We start from the raw sequence: 15,776 nt of genomic DNA, 5'->3' as shown, positions 1-15,776 counted from the left end.
CGCCCCTCCAGTGCGGATAACAGCGGCGTGCGACAATCTGGCGACATGGGTGAACGCGGCTGTGCGGAACAGGCGTTGTGTTGCATGCATATCGCAGAGGAACAGCGAAGCGATTGAATGCGTGGCCCATTGAATACGTAGCCCGGATGAAGCGAAGCGCAATCCGGGGTCTTGCGTCCGCGGATGGCCTGTTCCCGGATTTCGCTTCGCTTCATCCGGGCTACAAACTTCATCCGGGCTACAAGAGCGTCAGTAATATTTGTGGAAGTGGTGCACCGGCCCGTGGCCGCGTCCGACGGCGAAGCGATCGGCGGCGGCGATTGCATCCGTGATCCAGGCCTTGGCGTTGCGCACGGCGGTCTCCATGCCTTCGCCCTTCGCGAGTCCTGCCGCGATCGCCGATGACAGCGAGCAGCCGGTGCCGTGCGTGTTCGATGTCGCAATGCGCGGCGCCGCGAGCGCGATGCTGCGCGCGCCGTCGATCAGATAGTCGATGCTCTCCGCGCCGTGCCCATGGCCGCCCTTGACCAGCACCGCGCGACATCCCATCGCCAGCAATTGCCGGCCCTGTCGTTCGACGTCGGCCTCGCTCGCAGCAACCGGCTCGTTCAGCAGCGCCGCCGCTTCCGGCAGGTTCGGCGTGATCAGCGAGGCCAGTGGAAACAGCATGGTCTTCAGCGCATCGACCGCCTCGGCTGCCAGCAGCCGATCGCCCGAGGTTGCGACCATCACCGGATCGAGCACGACATGGCGCGGCGCCCAGCGCTTCAGCGCGCCCGCGATCGCCACGATCGTCTCGGCCTGCGCCACCATGCCGATCTTGACCGCGCCGATTTCGAGGTCGGAGAACACCGCATCGATCTGGGCCGTGACGAACGAAGCGGGCACGGGGTGGATGCCGCTGACCCCCGTGGTGTTCTGCGCGGTCAGCGCCGTGATAGCCGAGGCGCCATAGACCCCGAGCGCGGCGAAGCTCTTGAGGTCGGCCTGGATGCCCGCCCCGCCCGAGGAATCCGAGCCGGCAATGGTGAGCGCGACCGGCGTCATGTTGCGGGACCGGCGGTTGCGACGAATGAGACCATGACGAACGAGATCATGGCCTGTCCTAGCCCGGCCGCCCATCGGCAGCAAGTTCGCCTGACTTGCCCGCGAGTTGGCCTTGTTGCCCCCTTGCCTTGACCCCTTGCCTTGGCCGCCCGTTTTTGGCCTATAGTCGCGGAAATCCCCGGAGACGACTTTGATGGTTCCTTTCTTCGTCCAGATCAAATGCAAGCTCGGCCAGTCCTACACCGTCGCCAACGCGCTGGCGGAAGCCGAGATTGCGTCCGAGATCTATTCCACCGCGGGCAATTACGATCTGCTGGTCAAGTTCTACGTCGACCACGACACCGACATCGGCCATTTCATCAACGAGAAGGTTCAGGTGATCCCGGGCATCCAGGACACCCTCACCATCATCACCTTCAAGGCGTTCGGCGCGAAGTAGCGCATAGACCTCCATGCGTGCCCGATAGGCGAGGCGCACGCCGCTAGGCGGCCGGCGCCGAGTCGATCAGCGCCTTCAGGAACGTGACAACGATACGGCCGCTGCGATTCACTTCGCCGGCCCTCGACAAGAGCGCCATGCCGCGCCCCAATGCGATGAAGCCGGTAGCGATCTCCACGGGATCAGCGGGCGCCTGCTTGCCAAGCAACTCGAACAGGCGCGCCACCAGCACGCCCAGCGCACGGCGGTGCTTGCGGTTGAGTTCGTTATAGCCTTGCGCGAAAGTCGGGCTGCGCAGCGCCTGCAATTGCAGCTCGATCGCCAGCACGGCAAACCCCGGATCCGAATTGGCGGTGGCGGCCCATTTTTCGAGGCCCGCCATGACCTTCGCAGGCTCGCCCGGCGTCTGCCCCAATACGCCTTCGATTTTCGCACGCTCCTCGGATTGGTGCCGTTGCACCAGTTCCAGGAGGATCGCCTCCTTGTCGGGAAAATTCGAATAGAACGCGCCCTGCGAGAATCCGGCTGCGTCGGCGATGTCGCGCACGGAGGCCTGCGCAAACCCCTTCTTGACGATCTCCTCGCGCGCCGCCTCGATCAAGAGACTCTTCGTACGGGCCTGACTTTCCTCGCGATTTAGCCTGGGCAACGGATAGGACTCCCGAACTTGCAAATACCAATTGATTTTCAGATATCATCTGATATCTATCTCAGATAGCAGTTGATATTTGTAACTCGACGGGTCGGCTGGACGCGCACGGAGTAGCTATATCATGCAGATCAGACGATTGGACCGTACGCTCGCGATTCTGGCGACGCTCGCGGCGTCGACCGTCGCCGCCATGGTGATCGGTATCCTCACCACCAAGGGTTCGCAGGACTTCTTCCAGACCGCCCGCTCCGTCGAAGCCTATGGCGGGTATCTGGGGACATCCCTCGTGCCGTTCGGCCTGCGGCTCAATCTCGGGCTCGATAATCTCTTCATGATCTTCTACGGCGCATTTTTCACTGTGCTAGCCGCCCGGCTGCGCACCATCATGGACCCCTATCTGCTGGGCGTCGCGCTCGCCTCCATGATGCTCACGGTTATCCTCGATTGCGTCGAGAACCACCACATCATGACCATGGTGCATGCGATCCAGAACGGATTGCCGCTGTCGCCGGCCGATGGGGAGCTGCAGATGATCGCCTCCCAGGTCAAGTTTCACGCCAGCTATCTCGCAGTCTTGCTGTTCTCGTTCGGCTTCCTGCAGTTCGGCAGGCTCGGCAGGACCATCGCGGCGGTGCTGTGGTGCTACATCCCGTTCGGGGTCCTGATTTCGGTCACGCCGGTGGAGCAGGCGAAGGCACTGGTCCTGGGACGGACAATCTTCTTCGTCTTTGCCTTCATCCTGTCCGCCGTCCTGTTCGCTTCACAGGCCAAAAGCCACGGTCGGAACAGCCAATAACAAGCCCGGAGGATCCCCTGATGCCGATCACGATGGTCACGATTGCCGGACGAAGCCTGCTCGCATTGCTGTTCATCCTTGCCGGCGCAGCCAAGATCGCTGGCCCGAAGCCGTTCCTCGACCACATGGCGGCACACCATATTCCCGGCATGCTGCTGCCGCTGGTCATCGCGCTCGAGCTTGGTGCGGGCCTGGCGTTGCTGATCGGCTGGCAGCCGTCATTTACCGCCGGCGCGCTTGCGCTGTTTTGCCTCGCAACCGCGTTCGGGTTTCATCTCGACCTCGCCGATAAGGCGGAACGAACGCTCTTCTTCAAGGACCTCGCGATTGCCGGTGGCTTGATGGTCATTGCGGCCGGTACGTGGCGCGGATAGCAGGCCAACTATCACCCGGCGCAATCAGGAAGGATCCGTCTTGTCCGCCTTGCGCGTCGGCTTCGGCGGCCCCTCGACCGGCGGCAGCGACTTGATGTATTCGGCGATCGCGTCGCGATCGGTCGGCGAGAGTTGCGAGGTGTTGCGGATCACGCGCACCATCGATCCGCCGGCGCTGTCGCCGTCCGGCGTCTGGCCGCTCTCGAGGAAATAGGCGATGTCCTTCGCGCTCCAGTCGGCGATCCCCCGCGGCGTGATGTTGGGCACCCAGCCTTCGCCTTCGGGATTCGGGCCGCCGGCGAAGCGCTGCGAGGTGATAATGCCGCCGAGGAAATTGCGCGGGCTGTGACACTCGGCGCAATGGCCGAAGCTGTTGACGAGATAGGCGCCGCGATACCAATGCGCCGAGCGGCTCGCATCCGCGACGAACGGCTTGCCGTCCATGAACAGGAATTTCCAGACACCGACATTGCGCCTGATGTTGAAGGGAAACGGCACATCGTGGTCGCGCACCTTGCCGGCGACCGGCGGCAAGGTCTTCAGATAAGCGAACAGGTCGCGCACGTCATTGAGCCTGGCGTGCTGATAGGATGTGTAGGGAAACGCCGGAAAATAGTGCGTCCCCGACGGCGAGGTGCCCTTCATGACCGCGGTGACGAAATCAGCCTCGCTCCAGCGGCCGATGCCGTCGTTCGGATCGGGCGAGATGTTCGGCGCATAGAAGGTACCGAACGGCGACGGTATCGCGAGGCCGCCGCCGAGCCTGGTGCGGTCGTCCTGCTTCGGCACCGCATGGCAGGAGGAACATCCTCCCGCATTGAACGTTGTGAGCCCGTTGGCCAGATTGGGCTGGTAGGCGGGCAGCGCGCTCGCGGCAACGGTCGCGGGGATCGTCAGCCACCAGAACACACCGAAGCCGATCAAGCCGGCCAAGACGGCCAGGAGGAGAATTCGTCGCAACATTCACCGATCCGTCATTGGTCGCGTCAGTTCATCAACCAGTATGATGGCAACCGGTCGCACAAGCTCGCATCAAATTTGCCGCACTCACGATCATTCTGGGAATAAATCCGGAGAGCCGCGGTTTGAAGATTTGCAACCATCGTGTGACGTCAAAGGGGAGAGAACCATGCCAAACAAGACCTTGCTCGCTACGCTGACACTCGGCGCCGCCATCGCGCTCGCCGGCCCGGCCTTTGCCGAAAAGCTGCACGCCAAGCTGGACGGCAAGTCCGAGGTGCCTGCGACCACCAGCGCCGGCACCGGTACTGCCGACATCGACTACGACGCGGCCACCAAGAAGCTCAGCTGGAAGCTGACCTATTCCGGCCTGTCGGGCCCCGCGACCGCTGCGCATTTTCACGGCCCCGCCGAAGCCGGCAAGAATTCCGGTGTCGCGGTCGCCATCCCGAACGCGACGTCGAGCCCGGTCGAGGGAAGCGCGACGTTGACTGACGCGCAGGCCGCCGATCTCCTCGCCGGCAAGTACTATGTCAACGTCCACACCGCGGCCAACCCGGGCGGCGAGATCCGCGGCCAGGTCACGAAGTAAACTTCAACAAGAAACGGCCGGCACAACAAAGGGCGGATGCTTCACAGCATCCGCCCTTTGATCGACCGAATGGCGATCAGCCCTTCTTGAGGCGATAGGTCTCGTGGCAGCCGCCGCACTGCTTGCCGATCACGGTCAGCTCGGCCTTCAGCGTGTCGACATCCTTGATCTTGCCCTTGGCGTCAGCGACGGACTTGGCAAAGCTCGCGATGTGCTGCTCGAAGCCGGCCTTGTCTTCCCAGATCTTCGGCCCGGCGGAGTAATCGCCTTCCGTCTTGAGGCCCTTGCTGCTTTCAGGGAACAGCGTCGGCAGCTTCTTGGCGGTGTCCTCGAACTTCGCCAGCGCGGCGTCGACCGTTGCCTGGTCGTAGGGCTTCTCGCCCTTGATGATGGCGCCGAGCGCACCGGCGTTCTTGCCGGTTTCCTTCATCTGGGCCTGGGTCTGCTTGACCTGATTCTGGTCGGCCACCACCGCACCCGCACTCAACGCGAGCATCGCTGCAACGACGACAATCCGCTTCATCGACAAACCCCTCAATCCTGCTCTGTCCCGGTCCGCAGGTACGCGGCCGGCCTGGTTTGCAAACACCGCCGGCGGAGTCTTCATTCCGCCTGCGACAATTTATCAGAGATTATGGCGGCGCTGCGCCTCGCGGATCGCGATCCAGACCCGCTCCGGCGTGGCCGGCATGTCGATGTGGTCGATCCCGAACTCGCGATGCAGCCCCTCGACGATCGCGTTGACGACCGCCGGACACGAGCCGATCGCGCCGGCCTCGCCCGCGCCCTTGACGCCAAGCGGGTTGGTCGTGCACGGCACGTTGTGGGTCTCGAACACGAAGGACGGCCCGTCGGCGGCGCGCGGCATCGCATAGTCCATGAAGGTGCCGGTGACGAGCTGACCGTCGGTCGGGCTATAGACCGCCTGCTCCATCAGCGCCTGCCCGATGCCCTGCATCGCGCCGCCATGAACCTGGCCTGCGAGCATCAACGGATTGAGCGTGACGCCGAAATCGTCGACGATGACGTAGCTGACGATCTTGATGATGCCGGTGGCGGGATCGATCTCGACCTCGGCGAGATGCGTGCCGTTCGGATAAGTGCCGTCGGCGCTGGCGAAGGTCGCGCTCGAGTTCATCTTCGAGCTATCGCCGCCGGGACGCTTGGCGAGATCGGCAAAGCTGATCGAACGGTCGGTGCCGGCGATGCGGACGCGGCCGTCGGCGATTTCGAGGTCGCCGGCGCCGGCTTCCAGCGCCTGAGCCGCCAGCTCCTTCAGCTTTTTGCCGAGCTCGTGCGTCGCCCGCTGCACGCTGACGCCGCCGGACGGTATCGATGCCGAACCGCCGGTGCCGAGGCCAGTCGCGATCTTGTCGGTGTCGCCCTGCAGCACGTGGACGCGCTCCGGCGGTACGCCGAACTGCTCGGCGACGATCTGCGCATAGGCGGTCTGGTGGCCCTGCCCGCTCGACTGCGTGCCGATCAGGATCGAGATGTCGCCGTTGGGATCGAGCGCCACATTGGCGGTCTCCTCGCCCATGGTGCCGCAGACCTCGACATAGCTCGCCATGCCGATGCCCCGCACCAGCCCGTCCTTCTTGGCGGCCTTGGCGCGCTTCGGAAACTCCTTCCAGTTGGCGATCTCCATCGCGCGCTTCATATGCGCGGCGAAGTCGCCGGAGTCGTAGACCTTGCCGGTCGCGGTCGTGTAGGGCAGCGACTTCGGCGGAATGAAATTCTTGCGCCTGATGGCATCCGGCGTCATGCCGAGCTTTCGCGCGGCAGCATCGACCAGCCGCTCGATCACGTAAGCGGCCTCCGGCCGGCCGGCGCCGCGATAGGCATCGACCGGCACCGTGTTGGTGAACACGGTGCGGACGCGGCAGTGGAAGGCCTTGATGTCATAAAGACCCGGCAGCATGCCGGCGCCGCCATGCGGGATGTAGGGCGCGAACGTCGAGAGATAGGCACCCATGTCGCCCATCAGATCGACATCCATGCCGAGGAATTTGCCGTCCTCGGCGAGCGCCATCTTCGCGGTGGTGAGGTTGTCGCGGCCCTGCGCGTCGCCCATGAAATGGTCGGAGCGCTCGGCGGTCCATTTGACGGACTTCTTGAGCTTGCGCGCCGCGACCGAGATCAGCGCATACTCGCGATAGGGAAACAGCTTGGTGCCGAAGCCGCCGCCGACATCCGGGCAGATCACCCGCATGTTCTCCTTCGGCATCTTCAGGATCATGTCGCAGAGGATCTCGCGCAGGCGGTGGCTGCCCTGGCTGCCGATCGTCAGCGTCAGATGATCCTTCCTCGCGTCGTATTCGGCGACCGCGGCGCGCGTCTCCATGAAATTGGTAATGACGCGCGGGTTGACGATGGTGATCTCGGCCACCGCATGCGCCTTGGCGAAGGCGGCCTCGGCGGCGCCCTTGTCGCCGATCGAGACGTCGAACAGCAGATTGCCGGGCTTGTCCGGCCACACCTGCGGCGCGCCCTTCTTCACCGCATTGATCAGGCCGGCCACTGCCGGCAACGGCGTCCACTTGACATCGATGGCCTCGATCGCGTCACGGGCATGATCGACGGTATCGGCGACCACGAAGGCGATGGCGTCGCCGACATGGCGCACCTCATCCTTGGCGAGGATCGGATAAGGCGGTGCGGTAAACGGGTCGGTTTCGAGATTGAACAGGCACGGCAGGCCGCCGAGCTCGGCGACATCGGCCGCGGTCAGGATCAGCGCCACGCCGGGCATGCCGCGGGCCTTGCCGGCATCGATCGTGTAGGTCGCGTGCGCATGCGGCGAGCGCAGCATCAGCGCGTGCAATGCGGGAGACGGTGCAACGTCGTCGGTATAGCGGCCCTTGCCGCGAATCAGAGCGTCATCCTCCTTGCGCCGCACACTTTGTCCGACGCCGAACTTGATGGGAGCTGCCATCGTCTCTCCAATTGCCTTGGTTGTTTGTATGCATATTGGCGTGGTTGTCAGCGAAGCGCAAACCGCTTTCCGCCGCACGCGGCGCTATCCCACGCTCGGCTCCTATGCATTTGATTTGATAGGCAAAACTATACACGCCGCAGCGCGAACAGCCAGCCGCGGCCGAACAGTGTGAGGATCAGCAAGGCGTAGACGAAGGCACCGACCGTGATCAGCAGCAGCAGGATCATCTCATCGCGAAAGATCTGCATCGGCGCGAACCACACATAGGCGAAATGCGAGGTCAGCCACAGCGCGAGCGCGAGCAGCAGGCCGCAAATCGCGAACGTGCCGAACGAGCGGATCAGCGCGCGATCGAACGCGAGATAGCCGCGGCGCACCGCGAACAGCAGCACCAGCAGCAGATTGACCCAGGCCCCGACCGCGGTCGCGAGCGCGAGCCCGACCTGCGCCAGGGTGCCGACCAGCGCGATCTTCAGCGCGACATTGACCGCGACCCCGGTCAGCGCCGCCTTCACCGGGGTTGCGGTATCCTTGCGGGCATAGAAGGTCGCGACCGCGCTGCGGATCATCACGAAGGGAATCAACCCGACCGCATAGGCCGCCAGCGTGGCGCCCGCGCTTGCGGCATCGGCCTTCGAGAAGGCGCCGCGGGCGAACATCGCGCGCATGATCGGATCGGCGACGGTCAGGAACGCGGCCACGAACGGCACCGAGAACAGCAGCGTGAAATCGAAGGCGCGGCGCTGCGCGGCCATGGCGCCGGCGTGATCGACGGCGGTCAGGCGCCGCGACATCTCCGGCAGCAGCACGGTACCGATCGCGATCCCGATCACGCCGATCGGCAATTGATTGAGGCGGTCGGCATAATACAGCGCCGACAGCGCGCCTGCGGGCAGGAAGGTCGCGATGATGGTGTCGGCGAACAGCGCCACCTGCGTTCCCATCGAGCCCAGGGTTGCCGGCCCCAGCGCGCGGAAGAAGGCGCGGACGTCCTCGTCGAGCTTCAAGGGCGCGAATCGCGGCAGGCCGCCGTGGCGCCCGAGGTCGCCGGCGAGCAGGAAGAACTGCAGGAAGCCCGAGATCAGAACGCCCCAGGCCGCGGCGTGGCCGGCGCTGGGAAAGAACGCCGCGAGCGCCAGCGTCATCATCATGGCGAGGTTGAGGAAGATCGGCGCCGCGGCGGCGCTGGCGAAGCGATGCATCACGTTGAGCATGCCGCCATAGAGCGTCACCAGCGTGATCAGCAGCAGATAGGGAAAGGTGATCCGCGTCAGCTCGATCGCGAGCTGGCGCTGGGATGCGTCCTCGGTGAAGCCCGGCGCGAGAATGCTCATCGCCTGCGGCATGAACGCCATCGCCACCACCAGCAGGAGCACCTGGGAGGCGAACAGCAGCGTGAAGATGCGGTCGGCGAACAGCCGCGCCGACGCCTCGCCGCGCTCGCCATGGACATGGGCATAGGCCGGCACGAAGGCGGCGTTGAAGGCGCCTTCGGCAAAGATCGCGCGGAAATGATTGGGCAGCCGCAGCGCCACGAAGAAGGCGTCGGCCACCGGCCCGGCACCGAGGATCGCCGCGAGCATGATGTCGCGCGCGAATCCGGTGACCCGCGATAGCAAGGTATAGCCGCCGACGGTGAAGATGCGCCCAAGCATGCGCTGCTTCTAGCGCATCATCACCCTACGTCAAAATGACCTATTCAGGACGCTAACGATCCAGGCATGGTCCAGCCTGACAACCGGGAGCCAGTTTTCGGGATCATGCCTGTAGCGCGTTGCGCACAGCCGCGATGACGCGGTCCTGCGCCGCCTCGTCGAGATAGGGGTGCATCGGCAAGGCGATGACGTCCTTCGACAGGCGCTCGCTGACCGGCAGGCCGCCATCGGCAACCGGATAGTGGCTGTAGGCCGTCTGCTGGTGGACCGACTTCGGATAGTAGATCATGGTCGGCACGCCCTGCGCCTTCAAGGCGGCCGCGAAGGCGTCACGATCGATGCCGTGGGTCAGACGGATGGTGTATTGCGCCCACACCGAGGTGCAGCCGGGAGCAACGCGCGGCACCGCGACCAGGTTGCCGAGCGCCCGCGAATAGCGTTCCGCCACCTTGTTGCGCGCCGCGATCTCGTCGTCGAAGATCTTCAGCTTCTCGAGCAGGATCGCCGCCTGCATGGTGTCGAGCCGCGCAGTGAGGCCGAGCCGCACGTTGTCGTACTTGTCCGAGCCCTGGCCGTGGACGCGGATGCTGCGCAGCGTGCGCGCGAGCTCCTCGTCGTCGGTGAAGATCGCGCCGCCATCGCCGAAACAGCCGAGCGGCTTGGCCGGGAAGAAGCTGGTTCCGGTCGCGAGCCCGAAGGTGCCGAGCTTGCGGTTCTTGTAGGTTGCGCCAAAGCCCTGTGCGGCATCGTCGAGCACGAACAGGCCCTCGGCCTCGGCGACCGCGCCGATCGCGTCATGATCGGCGCTCTGGCCGAACAGATCGACCGGGATCACGGCAACCGGCTTCAGCCCGCGCGCCCGCGCCGTCGCAATCCCGCGCTTCAGCGAGTTGACGTCGATGTTGAAGGTCTCCTCATCGACATCGACGAAAACCGGCGTCGCACCGGTCAGCGTCACGACTTCGCCGGTCGCGCAGAAGGTGAAGGTCGGGCACAGCACCGCATCGCCCGGCCCGACATTCTTCGCCATCAGGACCATCAGCAGCGCGTCGGTGCCGCTGGCGCAGCTCACCACGTGCTTAGCGCCGCTATAGTCGGCCAGCGCCTTCTCCAGCGCGGTGACTTCCGGACCGTTGATGAACTGGCAATGGTCGAGCACGCGCGCGACCGCGTCATCGATCGACTTGCCGAGCCGCCGGCGCTGCGCGGCGATATCGATGAAGGGAATGGGCTCAAGCTGCATATGCTGGTTCATGGAAGCTCTTTGCACGTGTTGAATGAATGACAATCAGCCGGCGATGCGGCGCGGTCCCTTGCGCATCGTCGAGGCGGCGGGCCGCGCGGGCGATTCCAGACAGCGGATCGCGATCTCGAGGCTCGCCACGCCTTCGTCGCCGGACACCGCCGGCAGCTTGCCGCTGCGCACGGCATCGAGGAACGCGATCAGCTCGGCGCGCAACGGCTCGTCGTGCCCGACCGGCAGATGACGCATCGAATAGCTGCCGTCCGGCTTGAAGCCGAAGCATTCGGTGACCTGGCGCGTGAGCAGGTCGCCCATCACGTACTTGCCGCGGGTCGCAACCGTCACGTTGCGCGCCTTGAACGGCGTCAGCCAGTTGGTGTTGATGTGGGCGAGCACGCCGGACGCCGTGCGGAACTGCAGCAGCGCGATGTCCTCGCGCTCGGCGACCGCGCTCGAGAGCTGCGGCTGCACCTCGACGATGTCGGACTCGGTGAACCAGCGGATCAGGTCGATGTCGTGCACGGCGAGGTCGATCACGACGCCGACATTGGACATCCGCGGTGGGAACGGGCCGACCCGGGTGATGCCGATCGACAGGATATCCTCGCCCGAGATCGCCTGCTTGATCGCGGCGACCGCCGGATTGAACCGCTCGACATGGCCGACCATCAGCGTGACGCCGGCTCGCTCGGCGGCTGCGACGATCTCGCGGCCCTCCTCGACCGTGGATGCGACCGGCTTCTCGACCAGGATGTGGATGTTGCGCGCGATGCAGGCGAGCGCGATCTCGTGATGCAGGTGGGTGGGTGCGGCGATCGTCACCGCATCGACGCCCTCGGCAAGCAGCTGATCGAGGTTTTCGAAGGCGCGGCAACCGACCAGGTCGATGGCGCGCGCGCGGTGCTCCGGCAGCGGATCGACGATGCCGATCAGCACGACGCCGGGCAGTCCGGCCAGTACGCGGGCATGGTTGCTGCCCATCACGCCGGCACCGATCACGCCGACGCGCAATGCGCGGCCGATATCGGCCCTCGCGCCGGCTGCGGACACTTTTGCGTTCATATCGTAGACCCCAAGTAGCGTTCTGGCGGTTGTCCCGGCTCCTCGGGGAGCCGTCCCGGCTCCGAGGGAATCAGACCAAGGCCCCTCGTCCCGATCTGCGCCTCCGGCGCAAATCACCCCGCTTCGTTGGCAGCCGCTATAGCACGGCGTCACAAATGTGGCGAATGCCAACGGCGAAATCCGGACACGTTTTGATTCAAAGAGTTACATCGTCCCGCGCCCGGCGATTGGCGCGGGAACCGGCTCGCCTCAGCTGCGCCGGTAATCGTCCTCGATGCGGATGATGTCGTCCTCGCCGAGATAGCTGCCGGTCTGCACCTCGATCAGCTCGAGCTGGATCTTGCCGGGATTCTCCAGCCGGTGCACCGCGCCGATCGGGATGTAGATCGACTCGTTCTCGTGCACCGTCTTGATCAGCTCGTTGACGGTGACCTGCGCGGTGCCGCGCACCACGATCCAGTGCTCGGAGCGGTGATGGTGCTTCTGCAGCGACAGCCGCCCGCCGGGCTTGACGATGATGCGCTTGACCTGGTGGCGGTCGCCATTGTCGACCGACTGATAAGAGCCCCAGGGGCGATGCACCTTGATGTGGTTCTCGGTCACCTCGGGCGCCGCCACTTTCAATTTCGCGACCAGCCGCTTCAGCCCGTTGGCGTCCTTCTGGCGTGACACGAGCACGGCGTCCTGGGTCGCGACCACGACGAGGTCGTCGACGCCTTCGAGCGCGACCAGCGCCCGGTCGGTCGAGACGTTGCAATTGCGGGAGTCCTCGAACACCGCCGCGCCGCGCGCCGCGTTGCCCAGGCTGTCCTTGTCGGAGAGCTCCCAGACCTGGCGCCACGAGCCGATGTCGGACCAGCCGCACGCCACCGGCACCACCGCGGCATGAGCGGTCTTTTCCATCACGGCGTAATCGATCGAGATCGCCTTTGCGGCGCCGAACGCCGCTGCATCGAGCTTGACGAAGCCAAGATCGCGCGTCGCTGACGCAACCGACCGCTCCACCGACGCAATGCTGTCGGCATCGACGTTGCGATACTCGTCGAGCAGCACGCCGGCGCGGAACATGAAGTTGCCGCTGTTCCAGAGATAGCCCGCATCGATATAGCCTGCCGCCGTCGCGGCATCCGGCTTCTCGACGAATTTTGCCACCGCGCGCACTTCGCCGGCGACCACCTCACCCGGGCTGATGTAGCCGTATTCAGTCGCGGGCCGCTCCGGCTTGACGCCGAAGGTCACGATGCGGCCGGCTTCGGCAGCCACCAATCCGCCGCGGCATGCGGCGACGAAGGCCGGCGTATCCCGCACCAGATGGTCGGCGGCGAGCGCCAGCACGATCGCTTCGCTGTCACGGCTCTGCGCGAATGCCGCACCGGCCGCGATCGCGGGCCCGGAGTCGCGGCGCATCGGCTCCAGCAGCACGTCTGCCTCGCGGCCGATTTCGGCCAGCTGCTCCAGCACCATGAAGCGATAGGCCTCGTTGGTGATCACGATCGGCCGCTCGAACAGGCCGGCGTCGGAGACCCGCAGCAGCGTCTCCTGGAAGGTCGAGCGCGCCCCGAACAGGGACAGGAACTGCTTCGGATGCACCTCGCGTGACGCCGGCCAGAGCCGCGTGCCTGCGCCGCCGCACATGATCAGGGGAATAATTCGTCGATCCATCGATGCCTCAAGTCCTGTCGTGTCCGCGGACGACACACTAAGATTTTTCCCGGGCAGCCGCAGCGGGCGGCCGGGTTACCTCCAAAGCACGATCCGAGCAGTATCACGCGTGCCCCCGCACGTCTGGTCGGATTTTACCCGTATCGTAAACCCCGGCTGGGTGCTGTCCCTCCCAGTCCGGCCTCTTTAGCCGCCCCGTCGAGCGGGTCGCAATAGGGTCGGTACGGGGTATTGCCAGATCGGTGCGGAAACCATACCAAGGCGGCGAATTTGGGCGCGCGAGAGCGTTTTGCGCTGTTTTGACACATTCTGAAAACCTGGCAGCGCGAACGGAAATGCGCCGAATCCTGCTTTCGACCGTCAAGATCCTGATCTCGGCTGCGCTGCTCTATTTCTCGCTGCGCAAGGTCAACCTGTATGACCTGGCCTCCCGCATCCAGGTCGAGAGCCTGGGCTGGCTCGGCCTCGCGATCGCGGTCACCTTCCTGCAGATCTTTCTCGGGGTGCTGCGCTGGCGCGAGATCAGCGTGGAGTGCGGCGCGCCGCTGGAAACCGCGCAGGCGATGCGCTTCAACGTGATCGGCACCTTCTTCAACCAGACCCTGCCGTCCTCGATCGGCGGCGACGCCGTGCGCCTATGGCTCGTCGCGCGCGCCGGCGCGGGCTGGCGCGCAGCCACTTATTCGATCTTCGTCGATCGCGCGGTCGGACTGATCGCGCTTGCCGTCGTCATCGCGGCCACCCTGCCCTGGAGCTATCGGCTGATCTCCGATACAAACGGCTGGATGGCGTTGCTGCTGCTCGACGTCGCCGCGCTTGCGGCCGGATTTGGTTTCCTCGTGATCGGCCTGTTGCCGTGGCCCTGGCTGAAGCAGTGGTGGGCAACGCACCACGTCCACGCCTGCGCGGTCATCGCGAACAGGGTGTTGTTCAGCCGCAAGCACGGATTGCGGGTCGCGACCCTTTCGATCGCCATTCACGTGGTGACCGTCGTGATCGGCTGGTGCGTGGTGAAGTCGATCACGGCTCCCGTCACCTTCGGCCAGATCTTCCAATTGTTGCCCCCAGTGATGCTGATCACGATGATGCCGATCTCGATCGCGGGCTGGGGGGTGCGCGAGGCCACGATGGCGCTCGCCTTCGGCTATGCCGGCCTGATTGCGAATGAAGGCGTCAACATCTCGCTGCTGTTCGGCGCGGTGTCATTCGTGGTCGGCGTGTTCGGCGGCCTGGTGTGGATTCTGAGCCCGGAAAAGGCCGCCAAGGGCGCCGAGCCGATCGAAGTCCCCGGATCGCAATCGTGAGCAGTTTCGAGACCCTCCTGTCATTGATCGCAGCGGTGCTGGCCGCATCGATTTCGGCCGTCCTGATCCGGGCAACGCGGCCTCTGCTGCTGCGCGTGGCACTGGCGAAGCCGAATGCGCGCTCGTCGCACCGCATTCCAACGCCGCAGGGCGCCGGCATCGCGGTCGTCGCAGCCACGCTGCTGGCGGGCGGGATCGTCATCGTGCTGGCCGGATCTGCGGACCTGACGATACCATTTGCGGTGTTCGCGGCCTGCCTGTTCATCGCGGTGGTGGGCTTTGCCGACGACATCCGCTCGCTACCTGTCGTCCCGCGGCTGCTGCTGCAGGCGGCTGCCGTTGCGGCCGTGGTGTTTTCGGCGCCGGCCGATCTCAGGCTCGTTCCGGCCTGCCCGGTCTGGCTCGAACGCGGCCTGCTGCTGTTCGCCGGCCTCTGGTTCGTGAACCTCGTCAACTTCATGGACGGGCTCGACCTGATGACGGCGGCCGAGGCCGTGCCGATCACGGTGGCTGTCGCCCTGCTCGGCAGCTTCGGCCATGTTCCCGCGGCTTGCGCGCTGGTCGCGGCAGCGCTGTGCGGCGCATTGCTCGGCTTCGCGCCGTTCAACCGGCCGGTGGCAAAGATATTCCTTGGCGATGTCGGCAGCCTGCCGATCGGCTTGCTGCTGGGCTGGTGCCTGCTCGAGCTTGCCCTGCATCAGCAGTTCGCCGCCGCGCTGCTGCTGCCGCTGTACTATCTGACGGATGCGACGGTCACGCTGTTCCGCCGCATGGCGCGGCGCGAGCCGTTCTGGGCCGCGCATCGCTCGCACTTCTATCAGCGCGCGACCGACAACGGATTTGTGGCGTGGCGCGTCGTCGGCGAGGTCTTTGCACTCAACGTGGCGTTGGCGCTGCTCGCTTTCGCCTCGGTCGCCCTCAATTCCCTAGTCGCAGACATCGTCCTGCTGCTGGCCGGCGCGCTCGCCGTCGCCTGGCAACTGCGCCGGTTCTCGCGACCGTTCTGATCGGGCCAGAGCGCTTTCCAGCGAAGTGGATGCCGGTTCGCGTGA

General features: G+C 65.1%; 15 protein-coding genes. 6 read left to right on the top strand and 9 right to left on the bottom strand.

Annotated features, from left to right (window positions below; translation table 11 throughout):
• Positions 1-249 precede the first annotated feature (249 nt).
• Positions 250-1,047: a bifunctional hydroxymethylpyrimidine kinase/phosphomethylpyrimidine kinase gene (thiD, locus tag AC066Y_RS13730; RefSeq protein ID WP_478274334.1), complete on the bottom strand. Its 798-nt coding sequence runs from the start codon at positions 1,045-1,047 to the stop codon at positions 250-252.
• Between the two features lie 193 nt (positions 1,048-1,240).
• On the opposite strand from thiD, the gene AC066Y_RS13725 reads away from it, so the two are divergent.
• Positions 1,241-1,486 (top strand): Lrp/AsnC ligand binding domain-containing protein, encoded by a 246-nt coding sequence (locus AC066Y_RS13725; RefSeq protein ID WP_016845986.1) that lies wholly within the window; start codon positions 1,241-1,243, stop codon positions 1,484-1,486.
• Between the two features lie 43 nt (positions 1,487-1,529).
• Here AC066Y_RS13725 and AC066Y_RS13720 read toward each other — a convergent pair whose 3' ends face one another.
• Positions 1,530-2,087, bottom strand: a complete 558-nt coding sequence (locus AC066Y_RS13720; protein ID WP_478274333.1) for a TetR/AcrR family transcriptional regulator — start codon at positions 2,085-2,087, stop codon at positions 1,530-1,532.
• Between the two features lie 172 nt (positions 2,088-2,259).
• On the opposite strand from AC066Y_RS13720, the gene AC066Y_RS13715 reads away from it, so the two are divergent.
• Both AC066Y_RS13715 and AC066Y_RS13710 read left to right on the top strand, forming a co-directional pair.
• The gene (locus AC066Y_RS13715; protein ID WP_478274332.1) at positions 2,260-2,934 is read left to right on the top strand and encodes a hypothetical protein; all 675 of its coding nucleotides are present in this window, start codon (positions 2,260-2,262) and stop codon (positions 2,932-2,934) included.
• A gap of 20 nt (positions 2,935-2,954) precedes the next feature.
• Positions 2,955-3,308 (top strand): DoxX family membrane protein, encoded by a 354-nt coding sequence (locus tag AC066Y_RS13710; RefSeq protein WP_478274331.1) that lies wholly within the window; start codon positions 2,955-2,957, stop codon positions 3,306-3,308.
• 24 nt (positions 3,309-3,332) lie between these two features.
• On the opposite strand, the gene AC066Y_RS13705 is transcribed toward AC066Y_RS13710, so the two are convergent.
• Positions 3,333-4,271 (bottom strand): c-type cytochrome, encoded by a 939-nt coding sequence (locus tag AC066Y_RS13705; protein ID WP_478274330.1) that lies wholly within the window; start codon positions 4,269-4,271, stop codon positions 3,333-3,335.
• 166 nt (positions 4,272-4,437) lie between these two features.
• Between AC066Y_RS13705 and AC066Y_RS13700 the strand changes: the two genes are divergently transcribed.
• Positions 4,438-4,860 (top strand): CHRD domain-containing protein, encoded by a 423-nt coding sequence (locus tag AC066Y_RS13700; protein WP_478274329.1) that lies wholly within the window; start codon positions 4,438-4,440, stop codon positions 4,858-4,860.
• Positions 4,861-4,936: 76 nt separating this feature from the next.
• Here AC066Y_RS13700 and AC066Y_RS13695 read toward each other — a convergent pair whose 3' ends face one another.
• The 6 genes from AC066Y_RS13695 to AC066Y_RS13670 form a co-directional block, all read right to left on the bottom strand.
• Positions 4,937-5,383 carry a c-type cytochrome gene (locus AC066Y_RS13695; RefSeq protein WP_478274328.1) on the bottom strand — a complete coding sequence of 149 codons (447 nt, stop codon included), beginning with the start codon at positions 5,381-5,383 and terminating at the stop codon, positions 4,937-4,939.
• 102 nt (positions 5,384-5,485) lie between these two features.
• The gene (locus AC066Y_RS13690; RefSeq protein ID WP_478274327.1) at positions 5,486-7,795 is read right to left on the bottom strand and encodes a xanthine dehydrogenase family protein molybdopterin-binding subunit; all 2,310 of its coding nucleotides are present in this window, start codon (positions 7,793-7,795) and stop codon (positions 5,486-5,488) included.
• A gap of 128 nt (positions 7,796-7,923) precedes the next feature.
• Positions 7,924-9,453 (bottom strand): murein biosynthesis integral membrane protein MurJ, encoded by a 1,530-nt coding sequence (gene murJ, locus AC066Y_RS13685; protein WP_478274326.1) that lies wholly within the window; start codon positions 9,451-9,453, stop codon positions 7,924-7,926.
• 103 nt (positions 9,454-9,556) lie between these two features.
• Positions 9,557-10,708 (bottom strand): DegT/DnrJ/EryC1/StrS family aminotransferase, encoded by a 1,152-nt coding sequence (locus tag AC066Y_RS13680; RefSeq protein ID WP_478274325.1) that lies wholly within the window; start codon positions 10,706-10,708, stop codon positions 9,557-9,559.
• Positions 10,709-10,741: 33 nt separating this feature from the next.
• A complete protein-coding gene (locus AC066Y_RS13675; protein ID WP_478274324.1) occupies positions 10,742-11,758 on the bottom strand; it encodes a Gfo/Idh/MocA family oxidoreductase in 1,017 nt (338 codons plus the stop codon).
• Between the two features lie 249 nt (positions 11,759-12,007).
• On the bottom strand, positions 12,008-13,420 hold the full coding sequence (locus AC066Y_RS13670) for a mannose-1-phosphate guanylyltransferase/mannose-6-phosphate isomerase (protein WP_092115474.1): 1,413 nt from the start codon (positions 13,418-13,420) through the stop codon (positions 12,008-12,010).
• A gap of 335 nt (positions 13,421-13,755) precedes the next feature.
• Between AC066Y_RS13670 and AC066Y_RS13665 the strand changes: the two genes are divergently transcribed.
• Together AC066Y_RS13665 and AC066Y_RS13660 are read left to right on the top strand one after the other, a co-directional pair.
• Complete coding sequence (locus tag AC066Y_RS13665; RefSeq protein ID WP_478274323.1) at positions 13,756-14,724, top strand: lysylphosphatidylglycerol synthase transmembrane domain-containing protein; 969 nt, start codon at positions 13,756-13,758, stop codon at positions 14,722-14,724.
• Positions 14,721-15,731, top strand: coding sequence for an MraY family glycosyltransferase (locus tag AC066Y_RS13660; protein WP_478274322.1), 1,011 nt, complete (start codon positions 14,721-14,723; stop codon positions 15,729-15,731). Before AC066Y_RS13665 ends, AC066Y_RS13660 begins: the two co-directional genes overlap by 4 nt.
• The last annotated feature ends 45 nt before the right edge of the window (positions 15,732-15,776 follow it).

It is taken from the genome of Bradyrhizobium sp. USDA3010 (assembly GCF_056429065.1).
The sequence above is the reverse complement of the archived record's forward strand: the minus strand, read 5'-3'. Positions and strand labels throughout refer to the sequence as shown.